General features: G+C 62.4%; 21 protein-coding genes. 16 read left to right on the forward strand and 5 right to left on the reverse strand.

The annotated features are described in order from the left end of the window. The first annotated feature begins 101 nt into the window (after nt 1–101). The 9 genes from JHD64_RS06975 to JHD64_RS07015 all read left to right on the forward strand — a co-directional run bounded on the left by JHD64_RS06975 (nt 102) and on the right by JHD64_RS07015 (nt 10,029). A complete protein-coding gene (locus tag JHD64_RS06975; RefSeq protein ID WP_199052737.1) occupies nt 102–1,433 on the forward strand; it encodes a sugar ABC transporter substrate-binding protein in 1,332 nt (443 codons plus the stop codon). Nucleotides 1,434–1,520: 87 nt separating this feature from the next. Then, nucleotides 1,521–2,474 carry a carbohydrate ABC transporter permease gene (locus tag JHD64_RS06980; RefSeq protein WP_199052738.1) on the forward strand — a complete coding sequence of 318 codons (954 nt, stop codon included), beginning with the start codon at nt 1,521–1,523 and terminating at the stop codon, nt 2,472–2,474. Beyond that, nucleotides 2,471–3,292 (forward strand): carbohydrate ABC transporter permease, encoded by an 822-nt coding sequence (locus tag JHD64_RS06985; RefSeq protein ID WP_199052739.1) that lies wholly within the window; start codon nt 2,471–2,473, stop codon nt 3,290–3,292. The genes JHD64_RS06980 and JHD64_RS06985 overlap by 4 nt, the downstream gene beginning before the upstream one ends. After that, nucleotides 3,289–3,972 (forward strand): HAD-IA family hydrolase, encoded by a 684-nt coding sequence (locus tag JHD64_RS06990; RefSeq protein ID WP_199052740.1) that lies wholly within the window; start codon nt 3,289–3,291, stop codon nt 3,970–3,972. Before JHD64_RS06985 ends, JHD64_RS06990 begins: the two co-directional genes overlap by 4 nt. Nucleotides 3,973–4,009: 37 nt before the next feature. Next, nucleotides 4,010–5,119 carry an ABC transporter ATP-binding protein gene (locus tag JHD64_RS06995; RefSeq protein WP_103525925.1) on the forward strand — a complete coding sequence of 370 codons (1,110 nt, stop codon included), beginning with the start codon at nt 4,010–4,012 and terminating at the stop codon, nt 5,117–5,119. 96 nt (nt 5,120–5,215) lie between these two features. Further along, nucleotides 5,216–6,607, forward strand: a complete 1,392-nt coding sequence (gene dalD, locus JHD64_RS07000) for a D-arabinitol 4-dehydrogenase (RefSeq protein WP_199052741.1) — start codon at nt 5,216–5,218, stop codon at nt 6,605–6,607. 25 nt (nt 6,608–6,632) lie between these two features. After that, entirely contained in the window at nt 6,633–8,099 is a 1,467-nt protein-coding gene (gene xylB, locus JHD64_RS07005; RefSeq protein ID WP_199052742.1) for a xylulokinase, read from the forward strand. 2 nt (nt 8,100–8,101) lie between these two features. Beyond that, a complete protein-coding gene (tal, locus tag JHD64_RS07010; RefSeq protein ID WP_199052743.1) occupies nt 8,102–9,073 on the forward strand; it encodes a transaldolase in 972 nt (323 codons plus the stop codon). A gap of 14 nt (nt 9,074–9,087) precedes the next feature. Next, complete coding sequence (locus JHD64_RS07015; protein ID WP_199052744.1) at nt 9,088–10,029, forward strand: carbohydrate kinase; 942 nt, start codon at nt 9,088–9,090, stop codon at nt 10,027–10,029. Nucleotides 10,030–10,120: 91 nt separating this feature from the next. On the opposite strand, the gene JHD64_RS07020 is transcribed toward JHD64_RS07015, so the two are convergent. Next, complete coding sequence (locus JHD64_RS07020) at nt 10,121–11,338, reverse strand: chloride channel protein (protein WP_199052745.1); 1,218 nt, start codon at nt 11,336–11,338, stop codon at nt 10,121–10,123. A 231-nt stretch (nt 11,339–11,569) separates the two neighbouring features. Between JHD64_RS07020 and modA the strand changes: the two genes are divergently transcribed. From modA to JHD64_RS07045, 5 genes are read left to right on the forward strand one after another with little or no spacing between them, the layout of a single operon-like run. After that, the gene (modA, locus tag JHD64_RS07025; protein ID WP_199052746.1) at nt 11,570–12,328 is read left to right on the forward strand and encodes a molybdate ABC transporter substrate-binding protein; all 759 of its coding nucleotides are present in this window, start codon (nt 11,570–11,572) and stop codon (nt 12,326–12,328) included. 2 nt (nt 12,329–12,330) lie between these two features. Beyond that, the gene (modB, locus tag JHD64_RS07030; RefSeq protein WP_199052747.1) at nt 12,331–13,017 is read left to right on the forward strand and encodes a molybdate ABC transporter permease subunit; all 687 of its coding nucleotides are present in this window, start codon (nt 12,331–12,333) and stop codon (nt 13,015–13,017) included. Between the two features lies 1 nt (nt 13,018). Then, nucleotides 13,019–13,726: an ATP-binding cassette domain-containing protein gene (locus JHD64_RS07035; RefSeq protein WP_199052748.1), complete on the forward strand. Its 708-nt coding sequence runs from the start codon at nt 13,019–13,021 to the stop codon at nt 13,724–13,726. Beyond that, complete coding sequence (locus JHD64_RS07040; protein ID WP_199052749.1) at nt 13,719–14,279, forward strand: nitrogen fixation protein NifQ; 561 nt, start codon at nt 13,719–13,721, stop codon at nt 14,277–14,279. Before JHD64_RS07035 ends, JHD64_RS07040 begins: the two co-directional genes overlap by 8 nt. After that, nucleotides 14,276–15,082: a TOBE domain-containing protein gene (locus JHD64_RS07045; protein ID WP_199052750.1), complete on the forward strand. Its 807-nt coding sequence runs from the start codon at nt 14,276–14,278 to the stop codon at nt 15,080–15,082. The genes JHD64_RS07040 and JHD64_RS07045 overlap by 4 nt, the downstream gene beginning before the upstream one ends. Before the next feature lie 88 nt (nt 15,083–15,170). Here the strand turns inward: JHD64_RS07045 and hflX are convergent, their stop codons facing one another. Continuing rightward, nucleotides 15,171–16,559, reverse strand: coding sequence for a GTPase HflX (gene hflX / locus JHD64_RS07050; protein ID WP_199052751.1), 1,389 nt, complete (start codon nt 16,557–16,559; stop codon nt 15,171–15,173). Nucleotides 16,560–16,720: 161 nt separating this feature from the next. Here hflX and JHD64_RS07055 point away from each other — a divergent pair, with 161 nt between their 5' ends. Next, on the forward strand, nt 16,721–17,977 hold the full coding sequence (locus tag JHD64_RS07055) for a DEAD/DEAH box helicase (protein WP_199052752.1): 1,257 nt from the start codon (nt 16,721–16,723) through the stop codon (nt 17,975–17,977). A gap of 113 nt (nt 17,978–18,090) precedes the next feature. Here the strand turns inward: JHD64_RS07055 and JHD64_RS07060 are convergent, their stop codons facing one another. The 3 genes from JHD64_RS07060 to JHD64_RS07070 form a co-directional block, all read right to left on the reverse strand. Continuing rightward, nucleotides 18,091–18,237, reverse strand: coding sequence for a hypothetical protein (locus tag JHD64_RS07060; protein WP_158527672.1), 147 nt, complete (start codon nt 18,235–18,237; stop codon nt 18,091–18,093). A gap of 299 nt (nt 18,238–18,536) precedes the next feature. Then, nucleotides 18,537–20,408, reverse strand: coding sequence for a methyl-accepting chemotaxis protein (locus JHD64_RS07065; RefSeq protein ID WP_059286329.1), 1,872 nt, complete (start codon nt 20,406–20,408; stop codon nt 18,537–18,539). A 383-nt stretch (nt 20,409–20,791) separates the two neighbouring features. Continuing rightward, nucleotides 20,792–21,067 (reverse strand): HU family DNA-binding protein, encoded by a 276-nt coding sequence (locus JHD64_RS07070; RefSeq protein WP_059286330.1) that lies wholly within the window; start codon nt 21,065–21,067, stop codon nt 20,792–20,794. Between the two features lie 176 nt (nt 21,068–21,243). Here JHD64_RS07070 and JHD64_RS07075 point away from each other — a divergent pair, with 176 nt between their 5' ends. Continuing rightward, nucleotides 21,244–21,603, forward strand: a complete 360-nt coding sequence (locus JHD64_RS07075; protein WP_199052753.1) for a LexA family transcriptional regulator — start codon at nt 21,244–21,246, stop codon at nt 21,601–21,603. Nucleotides 21,604–21,851 lie beyond the last annotated feature (248 nt).

Raw genomic sequence — 21,851 nt, forward strand, 5'->3', positions numbered from 1 at the left:
GCCCTCGCGCCTGGCGATACTGATTTTCCGTCCGCTTGCGGACTTTCCCCCGCTGTAGTGCAACCTTGCTGTACTGAAAAAATAAAGAGGAGACAGACATCATGCATCAGCAATACCAACGCCCGTCCCGTTTGCGCCAGATTGTCCTTGCCGGCAGCCTGGCGCTGGCTTCCCTGTCCGCTACGGCAGCCACCACGCTGACCATTGCCGCGCTCAACAACCCGGACATGATCGAGCTGAAAAAACTGGCCCCGGCGTTCGAGCAACAAAACCCCGACATCAAGCTCAACTGGGTGGTGCTGGAAGAAAACGTGCTGCGCCAGCGCGTCACCACCGATATTGCCACCAATAGCGGCAAGTTCGACGTGATGATGATTGGCACATACGAAGCGCCGATCTGGGCCAAGAAGGGCTGGCTGTACCCGATGGACAAACTGTCGGCCGACTACGACCTGAACGATGTGGTGAAAACCGCACGTGACGGCCTGTCCTACGGCGGCAAGCTGTATGCACTGCCCTTCTATGTAGAAAGTTCGATGACTTTCTACCGCAAGGACCTGTTCAGCAAGCTGGGCCTGAGCATGCCGGAAAAGCCCACTTACACCCAGATTGCCGACTACGCCAAGGTACTGAAGGAAAAAGGCGGGGTGTATGGCATCTGCCTGCGCGGCAAGGCCGGCTGGGGCGAGAACATGGCCTTCCTGTCCACCCTGATCAACACCAATGGCGGCCGCTGGTTTGACGAGAAGTGGCATCCCACCATCGACAGCCCGGAGTGGAAGAAGTCGGTCGGCTTCTATGTGGACCTGTTGCAAAAGTATGGCCCGCCCGGTGCCAGCACCAACGGCTTTAACGAAAACCTGACGCTGTTTGCCAGCGGCAAGTGCGGCATGTGGATTGACGCCACCGTGGCAGCCGGCATGCTGTTCAACCCCAAGGAATCGCAAGTGGCTGACAAGGTGGGCTTTGCCATGGCCCCCACAGGCGTAACGCCCAAGGGCAGCAGCTGGTTGTGGTCGTGGTCGCTGGCCATTCCCAAGTCCTCCCGTCAGGAAGCCGCTGCCAAGCAGTTTGTGCAATGGGCCACCTCCAAGGACTACATCAAGCTGGTGGCCAAGGACCTGGGCTGGACCTCTGTTCCGCCGGGCACCCGTATCTCCACCTACAAGCAGCCGGAATACCAGAAGGCCGCTCCGTTTGCCAGCTTTGTGCTGAATGCCATCCAGTCGGCCAACCCCACCGATGCCACGCTGAAGAAAGTGCCGTATAGCGGCATCCAGTTTGTCGGCATTCCGGAATTCCAGTCCTTCGGCACCGTGGTGGGTCAGTCCATCTCCGGCGCACTGGCTGGCAACACCACCGTGGATGCGGCGCTGAAGGCCGGTCAGGCCGCCGCCAACCGCGCCGTGGTGCAAGGTGGTTACCAGAAGTAAGCGCAGTCATGGCCAGTCCGGGTGCAGCCCTGTCGCCCGTGTCTGGCCAGCCCTGCCTGTCATTCCCGTTTTGCTGGAGCAGTATTGATGAACTCCCCCACCCGCGAGGCACTGCCCGCTGTTGACAGCGGCCAGCCCCATGCCGCTGCCGCTGCCGGTAGCGCACGCAAATCCGTCTGGGCACAGCGCTGGCTGTTGTCCCCCGCTGTCCTCAGCCTGTTGCTGTGGTCGGTGGTGCCGCTGCTGATGACCATCTATTTCTCGGTCACCCGTTACAACCTGCTCAGCCCGGACGAATCCGGCTTTGTCGGGCTGGATAACTACCGCTTTTTGTGGAGCGACCCGTCCTTCCTGCCGTCCATCTTCAATACCCTGCTGCTGACCGGTGCGGTGCTGCTGATTTCTGTTGTTGGCGGCGTATTGCTGGCGGTGTTGTTCGACCAGGAATTCTTTGGCCGTGGCATTGCCCGCCTGCTGGTAATTGCACCCTTCTTTGTCATGCCCACGGTCAGTGCGCTGATCTGGAAGAACATGCTGCTGCACCCGGTATACGGCCTGCTGGCCGCTGCCATGCATGCGCTGGGCTTGCAGCCGATTGACTGGCTGGGCCAGTACCCGATGTTTTCCATCATCATGATTGTCAGCTGGCAATGGCTGCCGTTTGCCTTCCTGATTCTGCTGACAGCCATCCAGTCACTGGACCCGGAACAAAAGGAAGCAGCGCAAATTGACGGTGCCGGCCCCTTCTCCATGTTCTTTTACATCGTGCTGCCGCACCTCAAGCGTGCCATCGGCGTGGTGGTGATGATTGAAACCATCTTTTTGCTGTCGATTTTTGCCGAAATCTACACCACCACCGCGGGTGGTCCGGGTACGGCCACCACCACTCTGTCCTTTTTGATCTACTCCATGGGCCTGCAACAGTTTGACGTGGGCATGGCGTCCACCGGCGGCATTCTGGCCGTGGTACTGGCCAATATCGTGTCGGTATTCCTGGTGCGCATGCTGGCCAGCAACCTCAAAGGGGAGAACGAGCAATGAGCGTCGCCCACAGCCGCCTGCGTTATGGCATCACCACCGCCGTGGCCTGGAGCCTGGCCATCCTGGTGTTCTTCCCCATCTTCTGGATGATGATCACCGCCTTCAAGACCGAGGAGCAGGCCTACCAGCTGAGCGTGATTTTCCAGCCTACGCTGCAAAGCTTCCGCGAGGTGTTTGCCCGCAGCGACTACCTGTCCTTTGCCGGCAACTCCATCGCCATCTCGCTGGGCGTTACCGTGCTGAGCCTGCTGGTCGCTATTCCGGCGGCCTACAGCATGGCCTTCTTCCCTGGTCCGCGTACCCAGAAAATCCTGCTGTGGATGATGTCCACCAAGATGATGCCGTCGGTGGGCGTACTGCTGCCGGTCTACCTGCTGTGGAAGAACAGCGGGCTCTTGGATACCGTCAGCGGGCTGATCATCATCTATACCCTGATCAACCTGCCCATCGCGGTGTGGATGGCCTTTACCTACTTCTGCGAAGTACCGAAGGAAATCCTGGAAGCCGCACGCATTGACGGGGCCAATACCTGGCAGGAAATCTTCCACCTGCTGTTGCCGATGTCCTTGCCCGGCCTGGCTTCCACCGGCCTGCTGTTGCTGATCCTGTCGTGGAACGAGGCTTTCTGGAGTATCAACCTGTCCAGCTCGCATGCCGCGCCGCTGACGGTGTTCATTGCCTCCTACTCCAGCCCGGAGGGCTTGTTCTGGGCCAAGCTGTCTGCTGCCTCCCTGCTGGCGGTCGCACCCATCATGGTGCTGGGCTGGCTGGCACAAAAGCAGCTGGTACGCGGCCTTACCTTCGGAGCGGTCAAGTGAGCCAGACCTTCACCCATCTGATCAGCGACTGCGACGGCGTGCTGCTGGACACCGAAGCCATCGCCTTTGAAGTGTTGCAGCGCGAACTGGCCACCAGCCTGCCCGGCATCGACGTGGCCGCCGCCATCCTGCCGCGCCTTGGCCTGACGCTGGATGCACTGCTGGCCGACATCGCCCGTCACCATCCGCTGTCCATGTCGGCGTCAGACATCGAACAACTGCGTGACACGGTGGAAGGCGAAGTGGCCGAACGCCTGCAATTGATACCCGGCGTGGCCGCCGCCATGGCCGCCGTGCCGCTGCCGCGGGCGGTGGTCAGCAATAGCGCCGGGCACCGGGTACGTGCTGCGCTGAACAAAACCGGCCTGACCCCGCTGTTTGAAAACCGGGTTTTCTGCGCCGATGAAGTGGGCGCGGCCAAGCCGGACCCGGCGCTGTATCTGGCCGCCAGCCAGGCTTTTGGCGTGGCGCCACAGCACTGCCTGGTGGTGGAAGACAGCGTCACCGGCGTACGCGCTGCCGTGGCAGCCGGCATGACGGTACTGGGCTTTACCGGTGCCGGGCATGTGGCCGACGGCCAGGCCGACAAGCTGCTGGCCTGCGGGGCCTGCACTACTTTTGATGACATGCAGCGCCTGCCCCAGCTGGTGGCCCTGCTGTGCCAACACCACCAACAATGACAAAAGCGGCGACCCCAGCCGCCCGAGGAGAATGAATATGGCAAGCGTCAACCTGCGTAATGTCAGCAAGCGCTATGGCGACAACCCGGAAGTGATGCGCGACATCAATCTGGACATTCAGGATGGAGAATTCGTGGTGTTTGTCGGCCCCAGCGGCTGCGGCAAATCCACCCTGCTGCGCATGATTGCCGGGCTGGAAGACATCAGCGGCGGCGATTTGCTGATTGGCGACGACCGCATGAACACCGTGCCACCGGCCAAGCGCGGCATCGCCATGGTGTTCCAGTCCTATGCGCTCTATCCGCATATGAGCCTGTACGACAATATGGCCTTCGGCCTGAAGCTTGCGGGCAAATCCAAAAGCGAAATCGACGCTGCGGTACGCAAGGCAGCCAGCATCCTGCATATCGACCACCTGCTGGACCGCAAACCCAAGGCCTTGTCCGGCGGCCAGCGCCAACGGGTGGCCATTGGCCGCGCCATCACCCGCGAGCCCAAGGTGTTCCTGTTTGACGAGCCGCTGTCCAATCTGGACGCCGCGCTGCGGGTGAAAATGCGGCTGGAGTTCTCCCGCCTGCATCAGGATCTGAAAACCACCATGATCTACGTCACCCACGACCAGGTGGAAGCCATGACGCTGGCCGACAAGATCGTGGTGCTGTCCGCCGGACGCATCGAGCAGGTGGGCAGCCCGAAAACCCTGTACCACCACCCGGCCAACCGTTTTGTGGCGGGCTTTATCGGCTCGCCCAAGATGAACTTCATCGACGGCACCGTCAGCGCCATCGATGCTGAAACCGTCACCGTGCAGATCAACAACGGCGGCCTGCAACAGGTGTGCGTGGCTGCGCGTGGCATCCAGCCCGGTGACAAGGTCTGCATTGGCGTGCGGCCGGAATACCTGCAACTGGACAGCGACCATCCGGTCATCAAGGCCACCGTCAGCACGGTGGAGGGCCTGGGTGACTTCTCCTATATCTATGCCGCCTCCGCCAGTGCCGAAGAACCCTTGATCAGCCGCATCCCGGACACACTGGAAGTGGCCGATGGCAGCCAGATCGGCTTCTCCATCAAGCCGCACCACTGCCACCTGTTCGACAGCCAGGGCGAGGCCATGCCACGCACCACACCGCCGACGCAACACTGATTTCAAGCATTGCAGCCCCTGCACCGCCCTTGCCTGCCCGGCAAGGGCGCGGGGACGGCTGCGCCCTGATCAAGCCAAACACAGGAAGCACAGATCATGACTTCATCCCAACAACAGCCCGGCTGGCTGCACATCGGTGCCGGTTCCTTCCATCGCGCCCATCAGGCCTGGTATCTGGACCAACTGGCCAAACAGGGTCAGCCCGCCTGGCGGCTGGCGCTGGGCAATATCCGCGCTGACATGTCGCCGCTACTGGAGCAACTGGCCGCCCAAAACGGCGTGTACACGCTGGAAACCATCTCCCCGGCCGGTGAGCATCGTTATGAAGAAATCCACGCCATTCAGGCCGTCATTCCCTGGGACGCCCAATTATCCGCGCTGATTGCCGCAGGGGCGGACAGCAACACGCGGGTGATTTCCTTCACCGTGACCGAGGGCGGCTATTACCTGGACCAGCATCTGCAACTGGACACCGCCAATGCCGACCTGGCGGCCGACCTGCAAGGCGGCCTTAACACCATCTATGGCGCCATCGCTGCCATTTTGCGCACCCGCATGGCGGATAGCGGTGCGCCAGTCACCCTGCTCAACTGTGACAACCTGCGCCATAACGGCGAGCGCTTTCACAGCGGGCTGAAGCAGTTTTTGCAACTGCGTGGCGAAACCGACTTGCTAGCCTGGGTGGACAGCCATACCAGCAGCCTCAACTGCATGGTGGACCGCATCACCCCGCGCCCCACGCCGGAAATCATTGCCCGGGTAGCCGCAGCCACCGGCAAGCACGACCCCTGCGCCATCATGGGCGAATCCTTCATCCAGTGGGTGGTGGAAGACAACTTCATTGCCGGTCGCCCGGCGCTGGAGGCTGTTGGCGTGGAAATGGTGGCATCGGTTTTACCCTACGAAGAAGCCAAAATCCGCATCCTCAACGCCAGCCACAGCTGCATTGCCTGGGCCGGAACCTTGATTGGCCTGTCCAGCATTGATGAAAGCACGGCCGTGCCGTCCATCCGCCAGATGGCGTTTGATTACGTCACCCAGGATGTCATCCCCTGCCTGTCGCCCAGTCCGCTGGATCTGGCTGCCTACCGCGACACCGTGCTGGAGCGTTTTGGCAACCCGCACATCCGCGACAGCAACCAGCGTGTGGCTGCTGATGGGTTCTCCAAGGTGCCGGGCTTCATCGCACCCACCTTGCAGCAATGCGTAGCGCGCGGTGCCGTACCAACAGCCACTTGCATGCTGCCGGCGCTGTTCTTCCGCTTCCTGCAACGCTGGCAAGCCAATACGCTGCCATACGCCTATCAGGACGGTATCATGGACGCCGCAGCCTGCCGCCAGATGCTGACCGCCGCCGACCCGGTAGCCGCCTTCTGCGCCGACCCCATGCTGTGGGGTAGTCTGGCTGGCACCGCTCAACTGGAAACGCCGCTGCGCGTGGCACTGCAAAAAGTCGACCAGTGGCTGGCCAGCATGCAGGCAGGCTGATTCGGATAATCCGCTGGAGAGAGCGATGTATCTTGGAATTGATCTGGGCACCTCGGAAGTCAAAGTAGTCCTGCTGGATGAGGCTGGCGGCCTGCTGGCCGTGGCGGGCGAAAGCCTGAGCGTGTCGCGGCCACGGCCTGGCTGGTCCGAGCAGCAGCCGGAAGACTGGTGGCAGGCCACCGGGCTTGCCATTGCCAAGCTGCGTGACAAGGCCGGCGCGGCTTTTGCCCATGTGCGTGCCATCGGCCTGTCCGGCCAGATGCATGGTGCAGTGCTGCTGGATGCGCAAAACCAGGTATTGCGCCCGGCCATTCTGTGGAATGACTTGCGCAGCGTGGCCGAATGCCAGGCGCTGACCGCTGCCGCGCCGCGCCTGCATCAACTGGCCGGCAATCTGGCCATGCCGGGCTTTACTGCGCCCAAGCTGCTGTGGGTGGCCCGCCACGAGCCGGAGCTGTTTGCCGCCATCGCCACCGTGCTGCTGCCCAAGGACTTTCTGCGCCTGCGCATGACCGGGGCCAAGCTGTGCGATACCTCGGATGCCTCCGGCACCTTGTGGCTGGATGTGGCACAGCGTGACTGGTCGGACGAATTGCTGGCCGCCTCCGGCATGCGCCGCGAACAAATGCCGCAACTGGTGGAAGGCCTGCAAGCCGCCGGCACGCTGTTGCCGGAAGTGGCCGCCGCCTGGGGCCTGGGAGATGGTGTCATCGTGGCCGGTGGTGCCGGTGATGGCGCGGCCAGCGCGGTGGGCATTGGCGCGGTGCAACCGGGCGATGGTTTTTTGTCGCTGGGTACGTCAGGTGTGATGTTTGTGGTGGACGACAGCTTCCGCCCCAATCCGGCTTCAGCCTTGCATACCTTTTGCCATGCGCTGCCCGGCCGCTGGAACCAGATGAGCGTGATGCTGGCTGCGGCCAGCTGCCTGCGCTGGTTCTGCAAGCTCACCAGCGTGGATGAGGCCAGCCTGCTGCAGGAAATCGAAGCCATGCCGGACGAGGCGCGCGCCAGTGCTCCGGTATTCCTGCCCTATCTGTCCGGCGAACGCACCCCGCATAACGACCCTTTCGCGCCAGGCGTGTTCTGGGGCCTGACCCAGGCGCACGACCGTGCTGCGCTGGGCTATGCGGTGCTGGAAGGCGTCAGCTTCGGTATGGTGGACGGGCTGGACGCATTGCGTGCCGCCGGTAGTCAGGTCAGCCAGCTGTCGCTGGTGGGCGGCGGCGCACGCAGCCCGTTCTGGGCGCAATTGCTGGCCGATGCGCTGCAACTGGACATTGTCACCCACGTGGGCAGCGAGGCCGGTGGTGCACTGGGCGCAGCCCGGCTGGGCTGGCTGGCTGCGGGCGGTGATATCGCCACCGTCTGTACCCGCCCGCCAGTGCAAGCCATCTATCAGCCGGATAGCGCGCGCCATCAGGCGCTGCAAGCCCGTTTGCAATTATTCCGTGACATTTACCGGAGCCGACCGGCTCCGCAACAAGAGGCCTGAGCATGAATTTGCTGGCACAACTCAAGCAATACACCACCGTGGTGGCCGATACTGGCGACTTTCAGCTGATCGGCCAGTACGCACCGCAGGACGCCACCACCAACCCTTCGCTGATTCTCAAGGCGGCCCAGCAAGCGGCTTATCGCCAACTGGTGCTGGACACACTGGCCGACAAGCGCCAGTTACCCATGGATCAGCAGATCGACGCGCTGCTGATTGCCTTTGGCCTGCGCATTCTGGACAGCGTGCCGGGCCGGGTGTCCACCGAAGTGGACGCCCGCCTGTCCTTCGACCGCGCCGCCACCGAGGCCAAGGCGCGCCAGTTGATTGCCTTGTATCAGGCGGCCGGGGTGGACAGCTCGCGGGTGCTGATCAAGATAGCCGCCACCTGGGAAGGCATTCAGGCAGCGGCAGCGCTGCAGCGTGACGGCATCCACTGCAACCTGACCCTGCTGTTTGCCCCGGTACAGGCCGCCGCCTGCGCCCGAGCCGGAGTCAAACTGATTTCACCCTTTGTCGGCCGCATTTACGACTGGTACAAGAAAACCGCCGGGGCCAGCTGGAACGAAGCCGCCCATGCTGGCGTCAACGACCCCGGCGTGCGCTCGGTACGCCGCATTTACGCCCTGCTGCGCCAGCATGGTTTTGCCACCGAGGTGATGGGCGCCAGCTTCCGCTCCACCGGGCAGATTCTGGCATTGGCTGGCTGCGACCTGCTCACCATCAGCCCGGATTTGCTGCAGCAGTTGCAACAGGCCGACGGGGTGTTGCAGCCACAACTGCATGCTGACATGGACCTGGGCGACGACACCCTGCCTGCCAGCCTGCTGGACGATGCCATCGACGAAAGCCGCTTCCGCTTTGCGCTGAATGAAGACGCCATGGCAACAGAAAAACTGGCCGAAGGCATCCGCCTGTTTGCCGTCGATACCGAAAAACTGGCGCAGTGGCTGCAAGCCTTGCCAACTGACTAATACAGGAAAACATCATGTTTCTGGTTTGTGGAGAAGCGCTGTTCGACTTTTTTGTCGATCAGCCCGCCAGTGCCGACAGCTGGCCGCAACTGCGTTACCAGGCAGTACCGGGCGGTTCGCCCTTCAATGTCGCCATTGGCCTGGCGCGACTGGGTCAGCGCGCTGCCCTGTTCAGCGGCGTTTCACAGGATTTCCTGGGCCGACAGTTGCTATCCGTGCTGGAGCGAGAAGGCGTGGACTGCCGCCACCTGCAGCGACGCCAGCTGCCCACCACGCTGGCACTGGTGGGGCTGGATGCCGCAGGCAAGCCGCAATACAGCTTCTATGGTGACAAGTCCCCGGAGGCCAGCCTGACCCAGGCCGACCTGCCGCAACTGGACGATGCGGTACAGGGAATACATGTTGGCTCCTATGCCTTGGTCAGCCACCCCACCGGCGACAGCCTGCAACAACTGGTGGCGCGGGAAAGCCAGCAGCGGCTGATCAGCCTGGACCCGAATATCCGCCTGAACGTGGAGCCGGACCTGAACCGCTGGCGCAGCGTGCTGGATTTTCACGCAAATCATGCCCATCTCATCAAGGTCAGCGACGAAGACCTGCAGCAGCTCTACCCGGACCTGCCACTGGAAGAGGCTGCCCGCCGCTGGCTGGGCGGGCAGTGCAGCCTGCTCATCCTGACCCGTGGCGGCGAAGGGGTGACGGTATTCAGTCCGCAGCATGGTGAATGGTCGCTACCGGCACAGCCGGTAGATGTGGTGGACAGCGTGGGCGCTGGCGATACCTTTCAGGCCGCCTTGCTGTGTTATCTGGCCGAGCAGGGTCTGGCCAGTCCGGCTGCACTGGCCAGGCTGGATCAGGCTCAAATTAACGCGCTGCTACAGTTTGCCAGCCGTGCTGCGGCCATCACCTGCTCGCGTCGCGGGCCGGATCTACCACGGCGCGATGCACTGTATTGAGCCAGACCGTCAACAGCACAGGCAGGCGGCAGCGATGCTGACACATTGGCAGCCGCCGCATTGACACCATGCAGCGCGATGCTTAGCCCAGTTAGCCGCGGCCATACAGCGACGCTGCGTACAGCGAGTGGCTACCCAGTTGGCCAGCCAGCCAGTAGGCACTGGCCACCACCATGGCCAAAGGCAGGGCGAGCAGCGGGTCGCCAGTCATCTCCAGCAGCATCACCCAGGCGGTTAATGGTGCGCGGATGGCGGCCGCCAGCAAACCAGCCATTCCCGCCACCAATGCGGCCTGCAAGGGTAAGTCAGCGCCGAACACATTAAGCAAACAGGCATACAAGCCACCTAACAAGGCCCCCAGGCACAAGGTAGGAGTGAACAAGCCCCCCTGCGCCCCGGAACTACTGCTCAGGATGATGGCCAGGAACTTGCACAGCAACACCTGCAGCAATAGCAGTGCAGGCCAATAGGCATGCAAGGCATTCTGGATGACGCTGCTGCCATTCCCCAGGACATATGGCGTCAACAGGGCCAACACTCCGCAGGCCAGCCCGCCCAATGCCAGACGCAATACCATGTAGGGCATCAGCGGCCGAAACAGTTTACTCCCCCTCGCCAGCCCCAGCAGCATGAGGGACCAGAATACTCCGCAGACCAGTCCTAGCGGCAGCAATAGCAAAACCTGCAGCAGCGAAAGAGTCGGCAAGCGCGGCAAGGCATACAGCAAGGCCGGGCCAGGCAGGGCGCGCTCCAACAGCCAGGCTACGCCACAAGCCAGTAACATGGGCAACAATAAGCGCGGGCTATAGCTACGAAACACGATTTCCGCAATGAACAAGGCACCGGCCAGCGGAGACTGGTAGGCAAACGCGACGCCAGCAGCTGCGGCACACGCCAGCATTTGCGTGGCGGTCACGGCATCGGTCCGCAAGCATGCGCCCAGCTGACTACCCGCCTGTGCAGCCAGTTGAATCATGGCACCCTCACGACCGATGGCGCAGCCGCTGATGATAGAGGCCGCAGCAGATGCGGCATGCCACATACTGCGTCCGGGGCGGAGTTGATGGCCGCCGTTGGCCAGCACGGTCATGTAATCACCGTGCTGATCGGGGTAACGCCGCTGTGCTTGCTGCAGCAAGCCCCCGGCCAGTGCCCCCCCGCCACAGGTTAGCAACAACACGCCATACCATGGCAGCACGCCAGCCTGTACCAGCACATCTCCCTTGCCTCCCCATAGCAGCATGCTGCCCTGCTCCAGCAGCAAACGAAACAGTAGCGCAGCCAGCGCGCCCGCTAAACCGGCAAGCATTGCTAGCACTGGTTTGGCCAGCCAGGGCTGGCGGAGGGGTTGGAAGGGTCGGTGTTGCATCGGCACATTCTAGCCGCAACGCTGTCAGTCCACCGGGCTGCGCGGCTACCGTGACATGCCGAAGGACGGAAAATATGCCTTCGGATGTGATGAAACATCTACTTCAGAACTATTTTCCCAGCGCTATATATATCGGTATATTACGCTTCCGGACGCCAATACCAAGGAATCATGATGCTGACCAAACTTTTAGGCCTCACCCTTACGCTGACCGTCCTGCTGCTGGGCGAGCAGGCAGCGGCCGGGGAGATCACCGTCTCCGCCGCCGCCAGCCTGACCAATGCCTTCAAGGAGATTGCCCAGGGCTTTGAAGCGAAAAACCCGGGCAGCAAGGTCAACTTCAATTTTGCCGCTTCCGGCGCACTGCTGCAGCAAATGGCCAAGGGTGCCCCGGTGGATGTGTTTGCCTCGGCCGACCAGGAAACCATGGACAGCGCGGTCAAGCAAAAGCTGGTGAATAGTGCGGACCGCAAGGACTTTGCCCGCAATGCACTGGTGGTGATTGTGCCGGCGGACAGCCAGTTGAAGCTGCAACAGCTGGCCGATTTGCAGCAAGCCGGGATCAAGCATGTGGCACTGGGCGTGCCGGCCAGCGTACCGGTGGGCCGTTACGCCAAACGCGCACTGGAAAACGCCCATCTGTGGCCTGCGGTAGCAGCCAAGGCCATCAATACCCAGAACGTGCGCCAGTCACTGGACTACGTGGCCCGTGGCGAGGTGGAAGCCGGTTTTGTCTATCAGACCGACGCCGCCATCATGCCGGACAAGGTGAAAGTGGCTTTCAGCGTGCCGCTGGATGAAACCATCAGCTACCCGGTGGCCCGTACCGCCACGGCAGCCAATGCCACCGAGGCACAACGCTTTGTCAATTATCTGCTGTCGCCGGCGGCACAAGCCGTGCTGAGCCGCTACGGTTTCCACAAGCCCTGACCATGGCTGACTGGATGACTGATCCGGCCTGGACCGCACTGGGCCTGTCGCTACGGGTGGCGGGCTGCGCCACCCTGCTCAACCTGCTGCTGGGCGTGGGCGTGGGCCTGTTGCTGGCACGCGGGCGCTTTCCCGGCCGCAATCTGCTGGACACCGTGCTGACCCTGCCCATGGTGATGCCGCCCACCGTGCTGGGCTATTACCTGCTGACCTTGCTGGGCCGGCGCGGCCCCTTGGGCGGCTGGCTGCAGGCGCAGTTTGGCATCAACCTGATCTTTACCTGGCAAGGCGCGGTGATTGCCGCCGCGCTGGTGGCTTTTCCCCTGGTATACAAACCAGCCCGCGCGGCATTTGAAGCGGTGGACGGCCAGCTGGAGCAGGCCGGCCGCGTGCTGGGCATTTCTGAAATCGGCATCTTCTTTCGCATCACCCTGCCCTTGGCCTGGCGCGGCATTCTGGCCGGCCTGCTGCTGGCCTTTGCCCGCGCGCTGGGCGAATTCGGTGCCACGCTGATGGTGGCGGGCAGCATTCCCGGCAAGACACAAACCCTGTCGGTGGCCATTTACGAAGCAGTGCAGGCCGGACAGGACGACAGCGCCAACCGGCTGGTGCTGGTGACTTCGCTGGTCTGCGTTCTGGTGCTGTTGCTGGCCGGCAAGCTGGCGCCGGGCCGGGTGGCGGAGCGCTGACATGACAACACCCCGCTTTGATCTGGCCATCCGCCACACCTTGCGCAGCGGCAGCCGCAGTTTTGCGCTGGACATCGCATTGCAAAGCAGTTGCCAGCAGCTGGTGGTTTACGGGCCGTCCGGTGCGGGCAAAAGCCTGCTGCTCAAGGCCATTGCCGGCCTGCACCGGCCGGATGCCGGCCATATCCGGCTGGATGGCCGCTGCCTGTACGACAGCACGCAAGGCATCTGCTTGAGCCCGCAACAAAGACAGCTGGGCTATCTGTTTCAGGATTACGCGCTGTTTCCGCACCTGAGCGTGCGCCAGAACATTGGTTTTGGTTTGCAACGCGGCTGGTTCAACCCGGGGCGCAAGCGTCAGCTGGCCGCGGTCGATTACTGGCTGGAGGCTTTCGGCCTGCAAGCGCTGGCCGATCAACTGCCGGCCACGCTGTCTGGCGGCCAGCGTCAGCGCACCGCGCTGGCGCGCGCGCTGGTGGCCGAGCCACGCGCCCTGCTGCTGGACGAGCCGTTTTCGGCACTGGACCCGGCCCTGCGCCAGCAATTGCGTGGTGAGCTGGCCGACCTGCTGCAACGGCTGTCCATTCCCATGCTGCTGATCACCCACGATGCTGCCGACGTGCGCGCCTTTGGCCAGCAAACCCTTTATCTGCAGGATGGCCGGCTGGTGGAGCCACCCGCCGGCCTGACGGAGATTGTCCATGAATGACTTCCAGCAGCAGCAAGCCTTCCGCCTGCTGTCTCGTGCCGTGCTCGGCGTGCTGCGCAATGCGCAGGATGGCGAACTACCGCTTTATGCCTGGACGCTGGGCCTGTCACAGCCAGCCTTGCTGGAGGTGCTGGCCGCCTGCGCGCCAGAACTGGGCCAGCTGGAAGCGCTGAGCGACGCGCAATACCAGCAACTGCTGTCCCGGCAGCCCGCATTGCACCGTGCGCTGCTGGACATGCTGCTGGCCAACCGTTCGGCAGCGGAGAACCCGCTGCATGGCAGCTGGCTGGCCCATGTGGTGGCCGTGGCCAGCCTGGGCAGCCGTCACCTGTGGCAGGACATGGGCTTGTCCGGCCGGCATGAGGTAAGCCAGCTGCTGCAGTACTACCTGTATCCGCTGTATGCGCGCAACCAGGCTGACATCAAGTGGAAGCGGTTTTTGTATGCCGAACTGGGCGAGCTTCTGGGCCAGCCAGGGCTCAAGCCGCCGGAGTGCGGGCGCTGCCACGAACACGCAGCCTGCCTGCCCGCCCTGCCGGAGCAGCAGACATGAAGCCACAGGACATCACCCTGCAAGGCGCACTGTGGCTGAGCATGGCCGGCGAGAAGTTTGGCAGCCCGCAACATCTGGCCCTACTGGCGCAAATTGATGTCTGCGGCTCCATCAGCCAGGCAGCCCGCACCACCGGTATCAGTTACAAGGCGGCCTGGGATGCCATCGACCACATGAACAATCTGGCCGGCGAACCGCTGGTGGAGCGCCTGTCCGGTGGCAAGGGCGGCGGCGGCACCCGGCTGACGGCGCGTGGCCGGCAACTGGTGGCCAATTACCAGATCATCGCGCAGGAACATCAGCAGTTTCTGCGTAATCTGCAGCGTCAGGCCGGCAGCATGGCCGACGATCTGCTGCTATTGAAAGGCATGAGCATGAAAACCAGTGCACGCAACCAGTTTCTGGGCAAGGTGGTGGCCATCCGTACCGGCGCGGTCAATGACGAAGTCGAGCTGGAAGTGGCCGACGGGCTGCGGCTGGTGGCCGTGGTCACCCATGACAGTAGCGAGAACCTGGGGCTGGCTCCGGGCACCACCGCCTTTGCCCTGATCAAGGCTTCGTCGGTCATCGTCGGCAGCGGCCAGGATGGCATGCGGCTGTCGGCACGCAACCAGCTGCACGGCACGGTCAGCCGGCTGCAGCCTGGCGCGGTGAATACCGAGGTGGTGATCGAACTGGCCCCCGGCAGCAGCATCGCTGCCATCATCACCAATGGCAGCGCCAGCCAGCTGGGGCTACAACTGGGCAGCCCGGCTTGTGCCATCTTCAAGGCGTCCAGCGTGATCCTGGGGGTGCCGGGCTAAGCCGGCTGCAGATCTGGAATCTGCCGTGAGTACATGAAAAACGCCATCCGGGCTGGATGGCGTTTTTCATGCGACGACGGGCCGGCGGTCAGACTTCCCAGTATTCCTTTTCCCGGCCTTGCGAGCCGGGATTCAGCTGCTCGTGCAGCCGGCGCAACTGCGCTGGCTCACCCCGTATGCGGAACCAGCTGCCCTCTTCCTCGGCGCGCTCTTCCAGTACCTGGCACTGGCTGAACAGCTCGCCACGCAATTGCTGGGCCGACCACGGCAGCAGCACTTCATCTTCCACCAGATCCTGCTGAAAGAAGGACACGATGCGCTCACGCAAGGCCGCCACGTCGGCCGGCCGGCGCGCACTCATCACCACGCAACCGGGATAGCGCTGTTGCAGCTCGGCGGTCCAGGCGGCTGCGGCCGCTTCGTCACCGACATGGTCGATCTTGTTGAACACGCGGATACGCGGCACTTCATCGGCACCGATTTCCTGCAATACCGTGTCGGTCACTTCCAGCTGGCGTTCAAAGCCCGGATCGCTGGCGTCGATCACATGCAGCAACAGCGCCGCATCCAGCGCCTCTTCCAGCGTGGACTTGAACGAGGCCACCAGACCGTGTGGCAGGTTCTTGATAAAACCGACGGTGTCGCTTACCAGCACCCGCGGCACGCTTTCCGGGTAAATGGCGCGTACCGTGGTATCCAGCGTGGCAAACAGCTTGTTGGCCACCAGCACCTCGCTGCCGGTCAGCGCCCGCATCAGCGTGGATTTGCCGGCATTGGTATAACCCACCAGCGACACCCCGGCCAGGCCCTGGCCCTGCCGTTCCAGCCGGCGCGCGCGCTGGGTCTTGCGTTCCAGCTCCATGGCGAGGATTTCGCGTTGCAGCTCGGCAATGCGGTCGCGCACCTTGCGCCGGTCCAGCTCGGTATGCGATTCGCCGGCACCGCGCCCGCCCATGCCGCTACGCTGGCGGCCTTGCGGCCCGGCCAGCTTGGCCGCTTCGCGCAAACGTGGCGCCATATAACCCAGCCGGGCGATTTCCACCTGCGCCTTGGCCGCACGCGAGCGGGCATTGCGGTGAAAAATCTCCAGGATGACCATGGTGCGGTCCATCACCTCGCAGCCAACCGCCAGTTCCAGATTGCGTGCCTGCGAGGGGGAAATTTCATGATCCACCAGCAAGACGTCGATCTCGATGGCGGAAGGGTCCAGCTGTGGCGGTGCCTGTTCCAGTTCGTCAGCGCGCAGGCCGCGATTGACATACATGTGGATTTCTTCCAGCTTGCCCACGCCCAGGTAGGCGGTGCGGTCGAAGCTGTTACGCTTTTGAACAAAGGTATGCACCACCTGGAAACCCAGGGTCTTGGCCAGCTCGCTCAGTTCGGTGAGCGAGGCCTCGAATTCGACATCGCTGACATCCGGCAGCTGGACTGACGCCACAATGGCGTATCTGGGCTTCTCTTTGACTTCTGTTTGCATGTGCAGATTGCTTTACTTGGTGGCAAGCCCCGATCTTACTCGCAATTGCCCCGCCCCGCCGCAGCGATCGACAGCAGCCTTGACCCTGCCGTCCGCCGGGACGATACTGCTGCGCCTCTGGCGGCGGTGCCGCCCAACCCTCTGCCGGGCTTCATCGACACATGCCATTCACCTCCCTGGGCCTGCAGCCCGCCCTCGCCGCCTCCGCCAGCGCACAAGGCTATGCCGCTCCCACCGCCATCCAGCAAGCGGCCATTCCGGCCATTCTGCAAGGCCACGACCTGCTGGCCACCGCCCAGACCGGCTCTGGCAAAACCGCTGCCTATTGCCTGCCCATGCTGCAGCAATGGCTGGCCGGCCAGCATGGTTCTCCGCGCCAGACGCAAAGCCTGATCCTGCTGCCCACGCGTGAACTGGCGGTACAGGTGGGCGCCACCTTGCGCGCACTGGCTGCCAAGCTGCCGCAGGCCATCAAGGTGGCCGTGGTGTATGGCGGGGTGTCGATCAATCCGCAGATGATGGCCTTGCGCGGCGGGGCCGACATTGTGGTGGCCACGCCGGGACGGCTGCTGGATTTGCTGCAGCACAATGCGCTGCGCCTGTCGGGTGTCAGCACCCTGGTGCTGGATGAGGCCGACCGCCTGCTGGATCTGGGTTTTGCTGAGGAAATCAAGCAGTTGCTGGCGCTGCTGCCACCGTACCGGCAAAACCTGCTGTTCTCCGCCACCTTCCCGCCGGTCGTACGCCAGCTGGCCGAAGCCTTGCTCAAACAGCCGCAGCGCATCGACATCCCGTTCAGCCAAACCAGCGCACCCGACATCCGGCAACGCGCCATCGAGGTGGATGCCGAGCGGCGCACCATGCTGCTGCGTCATTTGCTGCAAAGTGAAAACTGGGAACGGGTACTGGTGTTTGTGGCCAGCCGCCACAGTGCCGAGCGCGTGGCCGGCAAATTGCAGCGCGCCGGCATCAAGGCCGCGGCCTTGTATGGCGAGTGCAGCCAGAGCCAGCGCGGGCAGGTACTGGCCGACCTCAAGAACGGCCAGCTGCAAGTGCTGATTGCCACCGACCTGGCCGCCCGCGGCATCGACATTGCCGGCTTGCCGGTGGTGGTGAATTACGATCTGCCGCGCTCGGCAGTCGACTACACCCACCGCATCGGTCGCACCGGCCGTGCCGGCGCCAGCGGTGTTGCCATCAGCTTTGTTTCTGCGGACAACGCTGCTCATTTCCGCCTGATCGAAAAACGTCAGCAGCAACAGCTGCCGCGCGAGCAGATTGAGGGCTTTGCACCAAGCCTGCCCCTGGACAACAGCCCCGCCGCCCGGCACGACCCCGACAGCAATGGCGGCATCAAGGGCAAGCGCATGAGCAAGAAAGACAAGCTGCGTGCCGCCGCAGCCGCAGCCAAAGAATAAACATCGCGGCCATGGGCGCCCGGCCGGCTACTCCAGCGCCTGAGCCAGTGCCAGGGCGGCGATGAACAGGCTGGACAGCAGGACGCCACCCAGCCAGTGATAGAGTCTGGCCCTCACTTGATGCGCCTCCCGCTAATGCCGGCCACCCGCCCCAGCATTTCCAGCACATTAAGACAGGCCTCGCCGCAACTGCCAGCCAGCGCACACAGCGTATAACGACGACCATCCCGCTCCACCACAGTCAGCAAATAGGCTTTCATCGCGACACCTCCAGACAGATTGTCAGACAGCTTCAGCACACCCTGACAGCTATCTTGGCCATTCCCTCCTGCGGCGGACAGCTGACACTTCCTTGTCGCAAGCTGAAAGTTCCGAGCAAAACACTGTACTTTTCGTCAGTCACTGCGCTGGTGCGGCGGCCCGCTCCCGCAGCTGGCGAGCGGGTATCAAGGGTGACCAGCAAAAGGACATGACTACCGAGTCATGCCAGGCAGGCCGGCAAGAAAAACCCCCGCCGTGGCGGGGGTTTTGTTCAGCAGCAAACCACACTGCCCGTCGTTTACAGCTTGAACTGCGACACCAGCGCACGCAGGTCGCCGCCACGGCGGGACAGATCCTGGATGATGCTGAGAATGCGCTGCACGTTTTCATCGCTTTCCAGCGCCTTGGCATTGATGCGTTCGGCACTTTGCGCCATGACGGTGGTAGCCGTGCTCTGCTCCTTGGTCGAGCTGGTGATTTCCGACATGCGCCCCGCGATATCGTGGGTGCTGGCCTTGATCTTGCCCACCTTGTCTGCCGCTTCACGCGACAGCGCCACCCCGGTGGCCACCCGCTCATTGGTCTTGCTGGTATGGCCGATGGCCACTTCGGTCTGACTCATCACGCTATTGATCATCTGCGCGATTTCCACCGTGGCCGAAGCCGTACGCTCGGCCAGCTTGCGTACTTCATCCGCCACCACGGCAAAGCCACGACCCTGTTCACCGGCCCGTGCCGCCTCGATGGCCGCATTCAGCGCCAGCAGGTTGGTCTGGTCAGCAATGTCACGGATCACCGCCACGATGCCGCGAATCTGCTCGGAGTGCGAAGACAGGTCGCCCATGGCGTTTTGCAAGGCATCCACGGTCTGCACGATGGACTGCACCTCGCTGGCCACTTTCTCCATGGCCTGGTAGGACTCTTCCGAGTTCTCGCGGGTGCTGGCCACCAGCACTTCGGTCTCACCGGCATTGTCGGCAATATGATTGATGCTGACCGTAATCTGCTCGATGGTGGCCGCCGTGGCCGACAGCTCGTTGGACTGCACACGCGAATCGGAGGCAATGCTCTCGGCCGCCTGATGCAGGGCTGCCGTGTCGCGTGCCAGGGCTTCGGCGTCGTTGCGAACCGACACGAACATGCCGTGCAGCTTGTGCACGAAGGCGTTGAAAGCCTCGGCAATCTGGCCCACTTCATCCTGCGAGTGCACCGGCAGATGCAGGGTGAGGTCGCCATCGCCGCTGGCAACATTGCGCATGGCATCGCGCAGCTCGGTCAGGCCGGACAACATGCGGGACACGCCGACAGTGGCCAGCAGTGCCACCACCACCACACCGGCCAGCAACAGGCCGATCATCAGCTCGATCAGATGGGTGACCGATACCGTGGCTGCAGCCACCGGCACCACCACACCCAGCAGCCAGCCGGTCTTGCCCACCGGGTAGAGCGCAGTCATGCTGGCTTCGCCGTTGATGTTCACCGTTTGCAGGGTACCGTCCTTGCTGATGCCGTTCATATCAAAACCGGGCATCACTTCGCCGATTTTTTTCATGCCGGAATCCTTGACCGGATGGGCAATCACCGAACCGTCTGCGGTAATCAGGAAGGCAAAGCCGTCACCCGGCAGCTTGGACGACACCACTTCCTCGGCCACGCGCTGCAGCGATACATCGCCACCGGCCACCGCCACCAGCTGGCCGTTATTACGCAGCGCCTTGGCAAAGGTGATGATGGGCTTCTTGGTTGCAGCATCGATGTACGGTGCCGTGGCAATGGCATCCTGCGAGTTGCTGGCTGCCAGATACCACGGACGGCCGGTCGGGTCGTAGCCCGGCGGTACCGGAGTGGACCCGGTGAACTGGGTCATTTTCTTGCTGGGCTCACCCACATACATGTCATCCAGCTTGCCGGCCACTTGCGACTGGTCGAGGATGGGCTTCATGTCCCCTTCAGTGAAGTGCAGCAGTGCCGAGCTGACAATGTTCTGGCGGGTGGATACCCATTCGGTGATAAAGCTGACTTTATTGTTGGCGGTCTGACTGATTTGATCGCTGATGGAAGACAGCAAGGCCTCCTTCATCTTCCAGTAAGCCACGCCGCAAAACAGCAGCGAGATGGCCACCAGCATCATCAATACAAACACCAGCATTCTGGAACGTAGAGTACGCATGGAGGATCCTATTTTTATAATTGCTTAAAACCGCACACTGCCGCCTGTTGCGCTTTTGCAGACATTAAACAATCAACAGGCAGGCCGCCATATTCCGACCTTCACCCAAGCTCGTCAATACCATTACAAATTCATTGGGCATTTTAAAATAAAACCTCAAGAATACTGTCATCAACGGGCATTAACTGGCAGGCAAGCCGCCAAACTCATCCCAGGGATTGCAAAACTGCCAGTCGTTGACAAGTTTGCCTTACAGCTCTTTATTTATTGGACAGATTTCCGGCACAGTCCAGTCATTGGCAAACTTATTCTGAAGGCATAAAAAAAGGACGCCGCAGCGTCCCTGGATAATCCATCCCGCAGTTGCGGGAAATCGGGCAGTGTCAGTTGGCCACTGCGTCCTTCAATGCCTTGATCGGGGTAAAGACCACCTTGCGCTTGGCCGGAATCAGCACGGTCTCGCCGGTCTTGGGGTTGCGGCCATTACGCGCCGCAGTATCTTTCACCTTGAACTTGCCGGTGCTGGCCAGGGTCAGTTCGCCGCCATTCACCAGTTCTTCGCGGATGGTCTGTTCCAGCGCGTCCATGAAACGCAGTACATCGACTTTGCTGCTGCCGGTTTTTTCGGAAAGGATGGCAATGAGTTGTTGTTTGGTCATGCATGGCTCCTGCGCCGGGAATGTTGGCTGGTGACTACAAAACCTGAGGGTAACCAGCCAGAGCCTGCCGTATCAAGGAAAATTTGCAACAACACGCCAAATACCCAGGACGGCCGCCTTGTCTGTCCGGCTGGCCATCTGCTATATTTGATTTTGTACAATTTCAAAATACCGCCATGACCACCATGCTCCCCCACCCGGCCACCCATCATGCCCTGCCCTCGTCAGTGTCATCTGCCGCTGCCTGCAGCGAGCTGTTTTGCCTGCCCATGCCAGACCAGGCACTGGCGGGTGCCGGCATCGCGGCGGGCTGTTTGCTGGCGGTGGATGGCCAGGGCAGCCCGGTGCAGGGTTGCCTGGTGGTGGCCGCTGTCGATGGCGAGCTGCTGGTGCGGCGACTGCAGCGCAGTGGCAGCCGGCTGCAGTTGCTGGCGGCCCACCCGGACTACCCGCTGATCGAACCCAGCTATGAGCAGGACTTCGCCATCTGGGGCGTGGTGGCCGAAGCCGGCATGCCGGCGGCACGACAAGCCTGAGCGCCAGCGCAGTAGCGGGCGCCGGTGCCAGGCCAGCCAGCTAACCCAGCTGGCGGCGCGGTTACCGCAGCATCATCACCGTGCAGCCGGCCCGACATTACGGTTTCTTATGTTGTGCCTTGTCCAGCACCGCCGGCAGATAGCCTTCTACCTGGCGCAGCATGTCCTGGTATGCGGCCAGCGGCTTGCCCCAGGCATCGGCCACATCATCCATATTGCCGCTGGCGTATTCGGACAGGGTGAAGGTC

It is taken from the genome of Aquitalea sp. ASV15, assembly GCF_016429115.1.
Lineage (GTDB): Bacteria > Pseudomonadota > Gammaproteobacteria > Burkholderiales > Chromobacteriaceae > Aquitalea > Aquitalea magnusonii.